This is a genomic window from Lonepinella sp. MS14435, assembly GCF_042485795.1.
GTDB lineage: Bacteria > Pseudomonadota > Gammaproteobacteria > Enterobacterales > Pasteurellaceae > Lonepinella.
Genome location: NZ_CP169368.1, coordinates 103,533 through 118,574, shown reverse-complemented (window position 1 = coordinate 118,574; position 15,042 = coordinate 103,533). Strand labels below are relative to the sequence as shown.

The window sequence follows — 15,042 nt, the reverse complement described above, 5'->3', positions numbered from 1 at the left end:
CCATGGCAATAACAAATCGCGTATTGTGGAAAGAGGGGTTGTTTATACGCCCCCATCACTTTCAGCAAGAAAGTCGTTTTTTCTCAGACCAATTAAAACAATTATTAGATATTAATGCGTTCAATTTTGGTTTTGAGAAATTGTCTTTTGAATTACATCACCTTTCTTTGGGCAAAATATCCCTTGCTGAATGTAAAGGTGTAATGCCTGACGCTTCATTCTTTCATTTACCCGTTACTGAAGATTTACCATCTCCGCTTAAAGTGGAAACTTCATCTATCGGAAAAGTCATTTATTTATGCTTACCTTTACATATTGAAGGTAGTACTGAAGTAAAATATGATGTAGATACTCAATCATTAACCGATTTCCGTGGCAAATTATTTTTCTCGGAAGTGAAAGATACACATAGCGAGTCGGGTGATTATGCTCAACTGGAGCTAATCAAAAATAAATATTTCCTTAAATTGGAAACAGAAGATTTAAGCAATTATGCGATTTTACCAGTTGCCCGCATTAAAGATATCAGCCTTGAAAATCAAGTTATTTTAGATGAAGAATTTTATCCTGCAGCATTGAATATTCAAGCCTTGCCAAAATTCATGTCAAAACTCCTTGAATTGGCTGACTTAATATCATTACGTGCAAAAAGTATTGCAACAAGAATGAGCAGCCCCGAGCAATCAGGTGTAGCAGATGTAAACGATTTTTTGATGCTATTAAGTTTAAATCGGGTACTCCCTTTATTTAAGTCATTGACAAAATCATCAACAGCACATCCAGTCAAAGCGTATGAATTATTGGCATCACTACATAGTGAACTTGCCACATTCGTGCTTGAAGAACGTGTTGCCGATAGTTTCTATGATTATATTCATGAAACACCGCATCTCTCATTAGAACCGCTTTATGCCACAGTAAAATCATATCTTAGTGTTGTAAGCAGTGCAAAAGCGTTGCCATTGCCAGTTGTTGCACATCAATATGGCATTTACACCGCACAAGTAAAAGATAGCTCACTTTATGATAACGCTGAATTTATTATCGCTGTGAAAGCACACTTACCGTTGGATACACTGAGAACACAATTTGCTCATCAAACGAAAATTTCAAGCATTGAGCAAATTAATAAACTCATTCATTTGCAGTTACCAGGTATTCCATTGCAAGCATTGGCGGTCGTACCTCGCTATTTACCTTATCACGCAGGGTTTGTTTATTTCCAATTAGATAAAACATCTCAATATTGGGACAATATGGTGGCATCTTCTGGATTCGGTTTTCATGTTACAGGTCATTATCCTGATTTAGAAATTGAATTCTGGGCTGTTAGAGGAACTCTCGTATGAAACAAAACGAATTAATACGATTCTATAATCCTTCGACATCAACCAATATGGCGGTAGAAGGCATTAATATCACTACAAGCGTGCCGATTATCAAGGAAAAAGAAGATCTCCTTTACGAACAAGTTTCACAAACGGATCTTGATATAGACTATGATTTCAAATTAGAAACGGAGACTTACAATCCATTGATAGAGTTGGCTAATCCATTGTTGGGCGTGGCGTTACGAGCCAAAAAAATCACTCAATTTGATGAAATATCAACACTTTATAAACGTATGCAAAATGAGATTATTGCAATTTCAGAAAAAGTAAAAATGCTTGAGTATAATAGTGCATTTCAACTTTCTTTTCGCTATTGCCTGTGTACGTTTATTGACGAAGCTATTATGGGAACGCCTTGGGGTAAATATTCGATGTGGGGCGAACGTTCTTTACTCGCTTATTTCCATAACGAAACTTGGGGAGGGGAAAAATTTTATTCTATTCTATCACGTACAATGCTTGAACCCGAAAAATATTATGAATTATTAGAATTTATCTATGTTTGTTTAGCATTAGGTTTTCAAGGACAATATGCTGACAAGCCACATGGTAAAGAAAATATTCAGAATACTCTAGTTAAACTACAAAAAACATTAAGACCAATCCGTGGAACAGATTACTTCAGAAATAATAAATTTCATGTTTACGAAGAAGATTATTCGGTTGAAAAACCTATTTCGATTAAATATCTATTTTGGAGTGCAGGTGCATTTTTTATTGTAGTGTATATAGTTTACAGCGTATTACTGAATTTATCTTCATCCGAAATTATTGAGAACATTAATCTAATATTGCAGTAATTTTATATGAAATTATCAACTTTATTACTAACGCTTATTAAAACTCATGACTGTAACAAAAGAGTAAATAAAATTACCACTTACTTAAGTGACGGTCATAAAAATTTGTATGTGGCATATTTTGCTCATGATGGAGTAAATAAAGACTTGGTTGATATTTCTTCTCGTATTCGTTTTAAACAAAGTGATTATGCCAATCCTGTGGTATTGAGTTTCTTAGAAAATAAACAAATAATCTCTGATAAAATTATTTCTTATACAGACAGTTCAAGTTTTAAGCAATATTTCCGAACATGGAATGTATTTGGTTATTGTTTAGTAATGCCAGCTAAAAATATGGGCGTATGGGTTTTTAATAGTGAAAATTATAAATTGATCACGGATCAATTGTTTATTGAAGAACTCCAGCTAATTATTGATAGTTTTGCTGAAATGGAACTACTCTATAAGAAAAATAAACAGCTTGAAAAACAAAACCTATATCTTACACAAGAACTAAATAAAGGTGATATTCACCATTATGAGGAATTGCAAAAAGCTTATATTGAAACTAATTGGCTCGATGAGAGCTCACACGGTAAACGCTTTAAACGAAACTTAATAAACTTTGCTAAAAATAACCGCATTTTAGCGATTATTGGCGAGCGAGGATGTGGGAAAAAACACCTTACTCACATTATTCATCAATTACGTAATGCAAACTTAGTCAAATTAAAAGAAATTAATTTAATCGGTATCAATAATATACTTGATGTTAAGAAAATAGTTGACACCATGTTTAGAGATATTAAGAACTATGCTAAAGAAACTATTGTTTTTCATAATGTGGAATATTTAAGTACATATTTATTGCAAAAACTCATAACACAGCTTTCTCATGAGAATATAAAAGATAAACAAGTAAAAATTATATTTCTAGTTTCTCAGAAATTTTGGTTAGAGAAACAAAAAACAGATAATTGGTTTGAACATTGGATTGAAGAAAAACTGTTGTTAGAAAATAGATTATCTTATATAGAAAATATTGCATTATTTTTAGATCAGTTCAGTACCGCCTATACGCATAAAATTGGCTGTATGAACAGTTTGTTAAATGATGATGTAAAATCTCATATTATAAATAATGCCAACGTAGAAAATATTACACAGCTAAAATTCTTAGTAGATATAATCTATAATCAAGAAAATATGAATTTATTGACGGATGCGGAAGAACTCAGAAAATTACTGTTACGGCAAGATTGGAGTACCCCAACTAATTTAACGTGGAAGATGGATATCTACGAAAAAACTTTAATTTATGAATCATTAATTCAATCCAATTGGAATAAAAAAGAATCGGCAAAACGACTAATGATACCAAGACGAACATTCAGTCATAAATGCCAAAAATACGGATTAGGAAGAAAAAATGTACCATAAAATATATAGTTTAAATAAAAATGTCATTATTTTTTCAATATTAGCAACGGCAACTTCCTTTGCTCATGCCAATATGAATAATGAATTAAAAAATAATCCGCAAGTACAGCAATGTACGGCAATAAAATCTAATGCAAGACGCTTATTGTGCTTTGATGAGTTATTTGAAACGCCTATTCGTATGCAAGATATTAATGCAAAATTTATTGACTCAGTTATTCCTAAAACTGTCAGCAATATTTTTGCCTTAGCAAGCAACACCAATACGGAAGAAACGGATAGTAATGAACTACAAATTGGTTTACCGAGCGAAGAAAAGGATCAAGCGGCGATTTATATAGCCTGTAAAGATAACATTACCCGTTTTCAAATTGTGCTGAAAGATCCAATTTCCCAAAATCCACTTCATGTAGAAATTGCTGATAGTATGTCAAATAAAACCGTATCTAACGTGGATTGGCAGAATGCCGAACGTGGTTATATGCTTGATGCAGGGCGTGGACTTTATGCCATTCAACAGTTAAAAACAATGTTATACATTGATTCGTTTAACATCATTATTCCGCAGGAAAAACGGAAATACACCTTTAAAAATAATGGATTAGCATCTCGTGTGGCAACAATCAGAAAGGAATGTGGTTGGTAAAATGAAATATCAAAATATATTGCAAGATATTATAAGGGAAAACCCACCTATCGGCTTACCTGACGAAGAAGGAAAAATCTTTTTCGCTATCGACGAACAAGTCATGAAATTTGGCTCATTGCAACATGACACCATTGATTGGGATAGTTTGATTGCAAATTGTGTTCAATATTTAACTGAAATTTGTAAGGATTACAAAGTATTACAATATTTAGCTTATGCCTTATTGCAAGAAAATACTCGAGAAAATTTTGTTGATTTTCTTACCTTGTTTATAGAATTTAACCAAAAATATTTGTTTGATGCTTATCCAAAACCGTCAAAAAATCAGACGGTGGATCGCTTTAAAGCAAGAGCCATTTTGTTGGTTGTTAATCGAATTGAAGATGCCTTTAATAAAAACAGCGAAAAATTTTCTTATGTACAAAATCAAGCAATCGCCCAAAAGCTGGCTGAAATTTCATCGTATTTAACAACTTATCTACCTGATAGTGAAACGATTTTTAATAAAATTTTACGAAAACTGGAATTACAGGTAACAAAATCGCAAAGCAGTACGGCGGATGTACCAGTGCAACAAGCTCAGATGCAATCGCCAATAGCTACTGGAAATTCCCTCGCTACTGCACAAATACAAACACAGTCTGAGAAATTAACTATTCCCGATGTGAGTGCATTCGATCTGACCAATGATCGTAAACTTAAACAATTTTATTTACAAGTGGCGGATGCCACTAGTGAAATTGATCCAGAATCCACATTAGCCTATATCAGCCGTCGTTACGGATTATGGCGTGGGATCACGCAGTTACCAGAAATGAATGAACAAGGTATTACCGTCATGCAAGCCATTGCGACCGATAAGCTGCATGATTATCGTGAACGTGTGCATTCCAATCCAAGTTTGGAATTACTGAACAAGATCGAAAAAACTGTGGTAAGCAGCCCTTATTGGATCGAAGGCAGTTATTTATCAGCAGAATGTTGCCGTGCATTAAAATTGGAGAATGTCGCGGAAACCATCCGTACAACGACTAAACGATTTGTCGATAAATTCGAGCAATTTGAACGTGCCAAATTCCATAACGGCGACCCCTTTATACCAGAAAAGGTCGTGCAATGGTTAACTGCCGCCAATAACAAAACAGGAAGTGTGTCAATAAACCCAAGTGCGGTCAATTTTGAGCAAATTTATCAGCAACAAGGATTAGTAGCCGTATTAAAAGCCATTAATGACGAACTAAACGTTGCGATGGATGTTCGTTCTCGTTATTATTTGCAACTGGACAAAATTCATTATTTTACCCTTGAAGGTATCACATCTATTGCATTAAATGAGTTAGAAACCTTACTCAAAAATAGCAAAGAATATACCATCGAAGACTGGGATAACAATTTCTTTAATCAATTACATCAATTAAAAAATCAATTAACTAGGGGCTGATTATGGGATATTTAAGACAATTATTCGGAATGCTTCATCAATTTATACGTCCTATTTTCAGACATCTGAGAAATTCAATGCCAGTGTTATTAACGCTCTGCTTAATCCTCATTTTCGTGGGCATTTGGACTTATGGTAAAGCGTGGAGTTTCACTGGTTTAACCAATACTAAAGGCTGGGATTATGAGATTGCCCAAAGCATTGGATTAGGTTCTCGTATTTTAATGACAGCGATTGTGTTGCTTACCTTAGCTGTTGTGGCAATTCTAAAATTACAACTGCAAAATGCCAAACTCGCGAAAGAAAAAAACCAACTGGAAAAAACGCAAGAAGAACAAGATACCATTTTACCCTACATTAAAGACCAAGAAGAAAGTCTTAATTTAATGGCATCTGCTCTGAAAGAGCGTATTGCGGACAGAAACTACATTTATCAGCTTCCTTGGTATATAGTGGTTGGTTTTAATGGTGTAGGTAAAACAAGTTTTATCAATCGTTCCAACCAAAAATTCACTCTCACAGCGGTGGAAAGAACATCAAAACGTTATTTGCGTACCCATTCTTTATATCAAGTGGATTGGTGGGCAAGTGATGAAGCCATTTTGATTGATCCTGCTGGTGAAATGCTCGAACAAGCCCCCAATGAGCAAGACCCCAACGGTAAAATTGCACAAGGTCTCTGGGATCACTTATTAACGTGGATTGGAAAAATACGTCCGCATCGTCCATTAAACGGAGTGGTTTTAGTACTCGATCTTGCTAAATTAATCGGTTCAAAGCACAGTGATCGCCAAGCTATGGCATCACTTTTAAGAACGCGTATTCGTGATATTACCGAACAAGCGGGAGCACGTATTCCTGTTTATGTGGTGTTAAATAAAGCAGATCTCATTGAAGGTTTTGACGTATTCTATAACGATTTAAAACAATCCGAACGTTATCAAAATCTCGGTTTTTCATTCCAGTTAAACATTGATGAGCATATTGATGACTGGACAAAAGAATTTGCCGAACAATATGTGGCATTCGTAAAAGAAATCGAAGAAATGGTATTTGATAAACTGGCGGTGACCATCTCACAAGATGAACGTGAAGCAATGTATATGTATGCCCGTCAATTATCAGGCATGAAAGAGATTTTATTGCAATTTATCAGTGATATATTAGAAAGTGACCGTTTCACAACCACACCTTATGCACGTGGAGTCTATTTTTCATCAATTTTCCAACAAGGTGTGCCGACGGATTTCTACCAAACCGCTATTTCTAAACAGTTTGATTTACCTTATGTGGTACCAAGTTATATTGGTGAAAAACCACAACGTACGTTCTTTACGCATGATTTTTTTAAACATCTTATTTATCCTGAAGCGGGATTAGTCAGTGATAACGAAAAAGAGATTAAGCGTCATCGAGGTAAATTTAGACTAAGTGCTACTGTTATTGGTATTTGCACTGTGGCATTATTAGCTGTTTGGCAAACCTATTATTACAAAAACCAAACCATTTCAAATAAAGTGCTAAAAATCACCGATGAATTTAGCAAAATGCAAATCAGTCAAACCATGGATCCAACGGGGCGCAATTTGTTAAAACCGTTGAATATGCTACGTCAAAGCACATTTGCTTACGGTGATTATGAAAAAGCCCTGCCAGTAATTGAAGATTTTGGTTTATATCAAGGCAAAAAAGTGGGCGGAAGAATCAGTCTTGTCTATCAAAAATTCTTAGCCGAACGTTTCTTACCAGAAATTGCCATGGGCTTAATTGAGCAAATGGAAAACTTGCCCCCAAATAGCCCTGAAGGTTTAGAATTATTACGGGTCTATCGAATGATAGATGATATGAAAAACCGTAAGGTAGCGATTCCAGAACAATGGATGACGACCTATTTGCAAAAAACATATCCGAAAAATGCCGATATTCAACGTCAATTAATGGCACATTTTTCTTATGCGATGCAACATGTCGATCCTGATTTAAGCCTGTTCGACAAAACGATAGCACAAAAACAACAAGAATTTGGCGTCTTACCGTTGGCGGATAGGGTGTATCAAAATTTCAAAGTGTTGGCAAACACCGAACTTAGCCCAGCGACAGACTTGAAAGCAGAAATTGGTTCAACCTTTAACACTATCTTTAAAACAGACGGACAGCCAAACAATAATGAGCCTTTCTTGTTTAAAGATAAAAACATCAGTAGTTCTGGCACCTTGTTGAGTCCTCTCTTTACCGACTGGGCATACAAAGATTTCTATTTACCAAAAGCCGACACGTTGTTGCAGCTGGCAGCGATTGATGCGTGGGTATTGGGTAATCAAGCCAGCATTAATTATTCAAAAGAAGAGCTTGAACAATTATCAAGCGAAATCCAAGCACGCTATATTGCGGATTACATCAATACATGGCAAGAAGGCTTGGATAATTTAGAAATCGTACATTTTGTAGATTTACGCCACGCCGTGGATGTGCTGGATGCGTTAACTGGCACAGAGAAACCTTTGCAAAAAATGCTTAATACGGTTGAAAAAAATAGTGAAATTTTCCCTGCACTTTCTCAAGCCAGCCTTGAAGAAAGGGAGAAAAATAATATCACCACACCAGCACAATTAGCCGCACTACAAATTACGCAACACTTTGCACCATTAACCAATGTGGGCAAAGGGAACGGCGATGCACCAGCACAAATGGAAACCATCATGAAAAAATTGGGTGAGTTGAAGTTCTACCTACAAACTATTCAAAATTCAGCCGACCCGTCCCAAAGTGCGTTAAAAGCCATCATATCGGAGTTAAATCTTGAGCGGACCAACCCAACGGTAGATTTGAAACGTTTAGCGAATGAAGTGGCAGAGCCGTTAGCAACACAACTCAATGCCATTGCAGATGAAGCATGGAATATTGAATTGCGTACTGCGTTGAAAGAAATCAACGCGATGTGGGAGCGAGATGTGTATAGTTTCTATAGAACCAGAATTGCGGGGAAATACCCATTAAATCACGCGGCTCAACAATCAATGTCGTTGGATGATTTCCGTCATTTCTTTGGACCGCAAGGACGTATTCAAAAATTCTATAATGACTATCTCAAATTTATCTTGGAAGATAATGCGGAATTGTCAATGTTAAATGGTGAAAGTATTATTGAGCCTGCATTTTTTAATACATTGGAAGATTTGCAACGTATTCAACGAGCATACTTTGATGGGTCGGGAAATATCAGCGTATCCTTTAATTTAAGACCGTTAGGTCTATCAGGCAAGTTTGCGGCATCCACCTTAAATATTGATGGACAGATTGTGAAATACAGCCATGAAAATGCCGCCCAAAGTCATTTAATCTGGCCCAATACCACGCGTCGAGATGTAGAAACCACGCTAACGCTGATTACTACAACGGGCGAAAGCAGCACTTTACGCCGTACGGGCGAATGGTCACTGTTTAAATTAATTGATGCAGCCCAAAGCAAAGTGTCAGGTTCAGGGGTTAATTTAAGTTTCAAAATCAATGGAGGCTCAATCAACTACCGTCTTGAAACTGACGGTGATAATCCGTTTAAAGCGGGGGTGTTAAGTGGATTTAGTTTACCGAAAGCGTTATTGGACACTGATATTGAAACGCATCGCTTACCGAAATATGATACCGAGCCAGATACAGATGCTGATGAGGTAGAATATATTGATGATGAGCAAGCTGAACAAAATACACAATAAGAGGTGATACTTTTACACCAAGCAACATAAAGACTGACCGCACTTTACAGCTAAATAATAAAGTGCGGTGCAAAAACAATAAATTTTTTCGTTAAAAAGGAAAAAACCATGGCAGTCCAATCCACTTACCGCTATAGCCTAACCTTAAATCACCCCACAGAATTTGATGTGGTCAGTTTTGTCTTAACAGAAGGACTTTCTCGCCTGTTTCGGCTTGAACTTGAACTCGCCAGTTTTGATGCCTCGCCCTCTTTTGCTGAGATTTTAGATAACACCGCCACCCTCACTTTCTGGCAAGGTAATTTACCTGTGCGTTATGTCAATGGGATTGTCACCTCTTTTATTCAGGGAGAAACAGGGTTTTCCCGTACTCGCTATAAAATGGTGATTGAGCCTAATTTAGTGCGAGCCAGTCTTCAAGCAGATAATAAAATCTTCCAACAACAAACAAGCGAAACGATTATTCGTACTTTACTCAGTAAAAACCACGTTTCTCAAGTCCAATTTCATCTCTCGGAATCCTATTGGCAACGGGAATACTGCGTCCAATACCGAGAAACGGATTTAGCCTTTATTGAACGTTTGGCAGCGGAAGAAGGTTCGTATTACTATTTTGAACATAGCGCGGATAAGCACTGTTTACACTTTGCTAATAACACCGCCTTATCAGAACAAAAAGGTGAATTACGGTATAACCCCGTGCCAGCAGGCGAACGTCCAGAGCCTGCCTTATGGCATTGGGCGTATGAAGCAAAACTCAGCACCAGTCAGCAAACCTTACGTGATTACACGTTTACCCACCCCCGTTATCATCAAGAGCATAAAGCCTTAAACACTCAACCCTCGGTATTAGGTGAAAACTTGGCACAAGCGAGTTATGAAAAATATGACTATCCGGGACGATATAAACAAGATGCACAGGGTGAACCGTTTAGTCGTTACCGTTTAGAATACGAACGCCGAGAAGCGGAAGTGGCAATAGCCAATGGTGATGATTTACGGGTAATACCGGGTTATCGTTTTAGCTTAAACGGTCATCCGAGAAATCACTTTAACCAAAGCTGGTTAATCGTTGAAGTAGAACATCGGGGTTATCAACTGGGTATTCTGGAAGAAGAAGCGGGTGAACAAGGTAACCGCTATGAAAACCGTATCAAGCTGATACCCTGCCAAACCCAATGGCGACCTACGCCACAACCAAAACCACGCGTGGATGGACCGCAGATTGCCCATGTGGTGGGTCCTGCGGGAGAAGAGATTTACTGTGATGAATGGGGACGGGTAAAAATCCAGTTTCCTTGGGACAGAGAGGGACGAGAAGATGAAAACAGCTCTTGCTGGGTCCGAGTGAGTCAGGCGTGGGCGGGAACACAGTTTGGTAATATAGCGATTCCACGTATTGGACATGAAGTGATAGTGGACTTTTTAGAGGGAGACCCTGACCAACCGATTATTACTGGCAGAACTTACCACAGCACCACAGAACCCCCGTATAATCTACCAGAGCATAAAACTCGGATGAGTATTAAATCCAAAACCCATAAAGGCAGTGGATTTAACGAATTACGTTTTGAAGATGAGAAAGGGCGAGAAGAAATCTTTCTCCATGCAGAAAAAGACCAAAACAATGTAGTCAATCATGATGAAAGCACGCAAATTGGCAATGACCGTACAGAGCAGGTGGGACATGATGAGGTGATTAATATTGGTAATAATCGTACGGAAACTGTGGGGGTAGATGAAAGGTTAACTGTGGGGCAAGACCAAACTAACCACATTCAACGTAATCGAATTACTAAAATTGAGAAAGATGATGTTTTAAATATTGGTAATCACTTAAACTTAAAAGTCTTTGCTGATTACAAAGTGCATAATGGTGGCAATCATCAACATACTATCAATGGTAGTAGTTCAAATAAAGTAGGACATAAACTAAAACATCACAGTAAAACAATAAAAGTCACGGGCTTTGAACAAGTTAAAATCATGGGTAAGGCAGGAACGATTATTCTTAATAATACTGGTATTACCCTAAAAGGTAAGGTAACAGTCAAAGGTGAGTTAAACATTACAGCGGGTATTCCTGATATGGTAGAGCGTTTTAAATTAGTAGCTAATAAAGGAATAGAAATGACACCTAATTGTTTATTGTTACAAGAAAATAGTGGAAATTAAATATGACTAAAAATAAAACAAAATTATATGGTTTATTTGATAGTGCCTTAATACCAGAAATTTGGCTGAACTTAGATATATGGAAATTACCTTACGAATCACTCTACCGTTACGATAACTCTGCTATCGCAGAAGTCGTTCCTTATTTAATTGAGCTAGATAAATCAATTAATACCGACAGTGTTAATGAGCTATTAACAAACAAATTATATCTTTCGGGATTATTAATTACATCAACATTAGATATTAATGAATTAGTTGAAAAACTAGCTTATTTTTACCATATTGTCGGTCCAGATAATCATCCCTATTTAAGACGATTTTTTGATATCCGTTTATTTGATGAGTTTATCAATTCATTGTCTTTATCAGAAAAACAAATGCTGTTTGGAGGAAAAACGGAATTCTATTATTTTTCAGCGAAAGAAAACGTTTATAATCACTATTCTTTTGATAAAGCTCAACAGATTAATGTTTCGAACGTAAGTACATTTCCAACGATTAAGACGGTAACTGAATAGCTAAAAAATCAACTAAAATTGACCGCATTTTTAAGGAATATATCATGATGAGATTCATTAAAATAGTTATCCCCGTGTTACTGATTATCGGTTTAAGCGGTTGCAATAAACCTTTTCGTGAAGATTTTTTTGCCAATCGCCGTTGTGCAGAAATTAATTACGGCTGTTTAAAAGAATCGCAGCCAACAAACAATAAGGAGAATACCATATTTCAACCTATGCGATTAACCCAAGAACAATGGGATAAAATTTACTATCAGAAAAAACTGAAAATTTATGGTGAAGTCGCCAAAATGCTGGATATTTATTATCCCGGTTTTTGGTTGGATAAAGATGAAGCTTTTCAACTGGCTTGGGTTGAGAAAGTCGATGAAATAGCAAAACGTTATAATCCAAATCGACGAAGAGAAACATTAGAAATAATGGCATCTGTCTGTGCCATTATCGGTAGTGATTTTGAACAAGATCCTAATTTGGACTTTATAGTAAGTAAGTTAAAAAAAGGCAATTTATATTTAAATTTAAGAGATATAAACAATTATCTTCTTTTTGAAATATTAAAACGAGATTTTAATCAAGTAGGTAGGCAATTTAATACTTGGACTTTACGTGGCGTACAAGAAGGTATGCCGAAAATTACCCGTAAAATTCCAGATTTTTATACAGAATGGCAACCAGATAATGAACAGGAAAATGTCTGGCATATTTATGATAGCCAAATTAGAGGATTGGAGGACTTATGACCTGTAAAGTAATTTGGAACAGCGTTTTTTAACTAAAACCAAACAAAAAATTAACCAAAATTGACCGCACTTTTTAGGAGTATATCATGATGAAATTCATTAAAATAGTTATTCCCGTGTTACTGATTATCGGTTTAAGCGGTTGCAATAAACCTTTTCGTGAAGACTTTTTTGCCAATCGCCGTTGTGCAGAAATCAATTACGGCTGTTTAAACGAATCGCAACCAACAAACAATAAGGAGAATACCATGTTTCAACCCATGCGATTAACCCAAGAGCAATGGGATAAAATCCGTCGCCAAGAAACGTTACAGGTTTATGGCGAAGTCGCCAGAATGCTGGATATTTATTATCCCGGTTTTTGGTTGGATAAAGACGACGCTTTTCAACTGGCTTGGATTGAAAAAGTCGATAACATTGCGACAAAGTATTATGGTCGACATGACAGAGGAACTTTGGAAAAGATGGCTTCTGTCTGTGCCATTATCGGTAGCGATTTTGAACAAGATCCGAAACTGGATTTTATTGTAAAAAAAATGAAAAGTAGCCATGTAGATATACCTTTAACCGAAATAAGGAACTATCTACGCTTTGAAATTTTGAAAAAAGATTTTGATTTAGCTGGCAGACAATACAACAACTGGAGTTTACGCGGCGTGCAAGAAGGTATGCCGAAAATCACCCGAAAAATTCCAGATTTTTATACAGAATGGCAACCAGATAATGAACAGGAAAATGTCTGGTCTATTTATAAAAATACAGTAAGAAGTGAGCGTGACCTATGACTTGTAAAGTAATTCGTGTTGGTATGTTCTTTGATGGTACGGGTAATAATTTATATAACGATTCCGAAGGTCGAAGCCAGAATGGGTTAAGCAATATTGCCAAGCTGTATAAATTATATCGTGATGGTGAAACCGTCAAAGGACAAAAGCTGACGGAATGTCAAATTGTCGTTAAAGCTATTTATATTGAAGGTGTGGGGACAAAAAAGAACAAGGAAGATTACACCACGGGTCTTGCTTTCGGTTCGGGTGGGGCTCAACGTATTAGATATGCGATAGAAACACTAAAAGAAATATTAAAACAATACCCCCAAAGAGAATATCAACGCCAAATTGATGTATTTGGCTTTAGTCGTGGTGCGGCTATGGCAAGGGATTTTATTAATACGTTAGCTAATGAAGAGATTGAATTAAATTATCAAATAAAATTTGTCGGTTTATTTGATACGGTTGGTTCCTTTGGCAACCCTGGCGATGATTATAACTGGAAGCCGATAAAGGATACCCATAAAGAAAGCGACTTAAAACTTATTGTTAACGAAATACGTGGTAAAACACCGTCTTTAGAAAATTACGAAGCCTATAATTTTAATTTAGCCCCCTACAGTGCCGAACAAATCGTCCATTTTGTGGCACTAGATGAATATCGTGAAAACTTTCCACTAACCGACACAAACGGGGCGGGAATGACTTATGCGTTTATTGGTGCTCATTCTGATGTGGGTGGCGGTTATCGTGAAATTGAAACAGAAACAGTCGGCATACCACCAAATAGAAACATGGATTTAAAAAGCTATGAAAAACAACTTAACCAACAAGAACAAAATAATCTTAATTCATCTATTCAACAATGGACATGCCATCCTCCCATTACAGCATATATGGGAAGAATGGCAGCACCTGCCCATTGCAGTGCTACCCGAATAGTTGGCAATGCCTTGCAAGACATCGCTTTGATTGTTATGCATAAACTGGCTTTCCACGGATTAACTAAAGTACCTTTCAGAGATATCGATCCTCTCCCAGAGATGTCGAATTGGACAGACGAACTAAAACAGTATTACTACAAAGCACTCAATGATTTAACCAATTTAAAATCTTATTTAAATCAAGATGTTGCTGAAGATAATGGTGAAACTGGCAATAACCGAGAAGCGAGAAGTCGTATTCATTTAAATATTTTGAGTAAATACGGACATAATTCATCTATGGTTAGTTGTAAAGAATTGAATGGGGCAAGCCCACTAGGTTTAAAGAACCATATTACATATTCATTGGACTATTTACCCCTCAAGCCAAGAGTAGTGGGTGAAAACAGGGTTTTTAAACGTAGAGTATTTAATAACAAGCCAGCGTTAGCAGTTAAAAAATCTTAATATTAAACTGCACTTTTAAAAGTGCG

Annotated in this window: 11 protein-coding genes; all 11 read left to right on the top strand. The window is 36.5% G+C overall.

Annotation, left to right across the window (positions count from 1 at the left end; all coding sequences use genetic code 11):
• The first annotated feature begins 2 nt into the window (after window positions 1–2).
• On the top strand, window positions 3–1,349 hold the full coding sequence (gene tssK / locus O1Q80_RS00565) for a type VI secretion system baseplate subunit TssK (protein WP_386688328.1): 1,347 nt from the start codon (window positions 3–5) through the stop codon (window positions 1,347–1,349).
• On the top strand, window positions 1,346–2,191 hold the full coding sequence (icmH, locus tag O1Q80_RS00560) for a type IVB secretion system protein IcmH/DotU (RefSeq protein ID WP_386688330.1): 846 nt from the start codon (window positions 1,346–1,348) through the stop codon (window positions 2,189–2,191). The genes tssK and icmH overlap by 4 nt, the downstream gene beginning before the upstream one ends.
• A 6-nt stretch (window positions 2,192–2,197) precedes the next feature.
• Complete coding sequence (locus O1Q80_RS00555; RefSeq protein ID WP_386695055.1) at window positions 2,198–3,613, top strand: hypothetical protein; 1,416 nt, start codon at window positions 2,198–2,200, stop codon at window positions 3,611–3,613.
• A complete protein-coding gene (locus O1Q80_RS00550) occupies window positions 3,603–4,259 on the top strand; it encodes a type VI secretion system-associated protein TagO (RefSeq protein WP_386695053.1) in 657 nt (218 codons plus the stop codon). Before O1Q80_RS00555 ends, O1Q80_RS00550 begins: the two co-directional genes overlap by 11 nt.
• Window position 4,260: 1 nt before the next feature.
• Window positions 4,261–5,703, top strand: coding sequence for a type VI secretion system protein TssA (tssA, locus tag O1Q80_RS00545; RefSeq protein WP_386695052.1), 1,443 nt, complete (start codon window positions 4,261–4,263; stop codon window positions 5,701–5,703).
• A gap of 2 nt (window positions 5,704–5,705) precedes the next feature.
• Complete coding sequence (tssM, locus tag O1Q80_RS00540) at window positions 5,706–9,416, top strand: type VI secretion system membrane subunit TssM (RefSeq protein WP_386695050.1); 3,711 nt, start codon at window positions 5,706–5,708, stop codon at window positions 9,414–9,416.
• A 108-nt stretch (window positions 9,417–9,524) separates the two neighbouring features.
• The gene (locus O1Q80_RS00535; RefSeq protein ID WP_386695048.1) at window positions 9,525–11,591 is read left to right on the top strand and encodes a type VI secretion system Vgr family protein; all 2,067 of its coding nucleotides are present in this window, start codon (window positions 9,525–9,527) and stop codon (window positions 11,589–11,591) included.
• Window positions 11,592–11,593: 2 nt separating this feature from the next.
• Window positions 11,594–12,112: a DUF4123 domain-containing protein gene (locus tag O1Q80_RS00530; protein WP_386695046.1), complete on the top strand. Its 519-nt coding sequence runs from the start codon at window positions 11,594–11,596 to the stop codon at window positions 12,110–12,112.
• A gap of 44 nt (window positions 12,113–12,156) precedes the next feature.
• Window positions 12,157–12,855, top strand: a complete 699-nt coding sequence (locus O1Q80_RS00525) for a hypothetical protein (protein ID WP_386695044.1) — start codon at window positions 12,157–12,159, stop codon at window positions 12,853–12,855.
• A gap of 86 nt (window positions 12,856–12,941) precedes the next feature.
• The gene (locus tag O1Q80_RS00520; protein WP_386695042.1) at window positions 12,942–13,640 is read left to right on the top strand and encodes a hypothetical protein; all 699 of its coding nucleotides are present in this window, start codon (window positions 12,942–12,944) and stop codon (window positions 13,638–13,640) included.
• Window positions 13,637–15,016: a phospholipase effector Tle1 domain-containing protein gene (locus tag O1Q80_RS00515; RefSeq protein WP_386695041.1), complete on the top strand. Its 1,380-nt coding sequence runs from the start codon at window positions 13,637–13,639 to the stop codon at window positions 15,014–15,016. The genes O1Q80_RS00520 and O1Q80_RS00515 overlap by 4 nt, the downstream gene beginning before the upstream one ends.
• The last annotated feature ends 26 nt before the right edge of the window (window positions 15,017–15,042 follow it).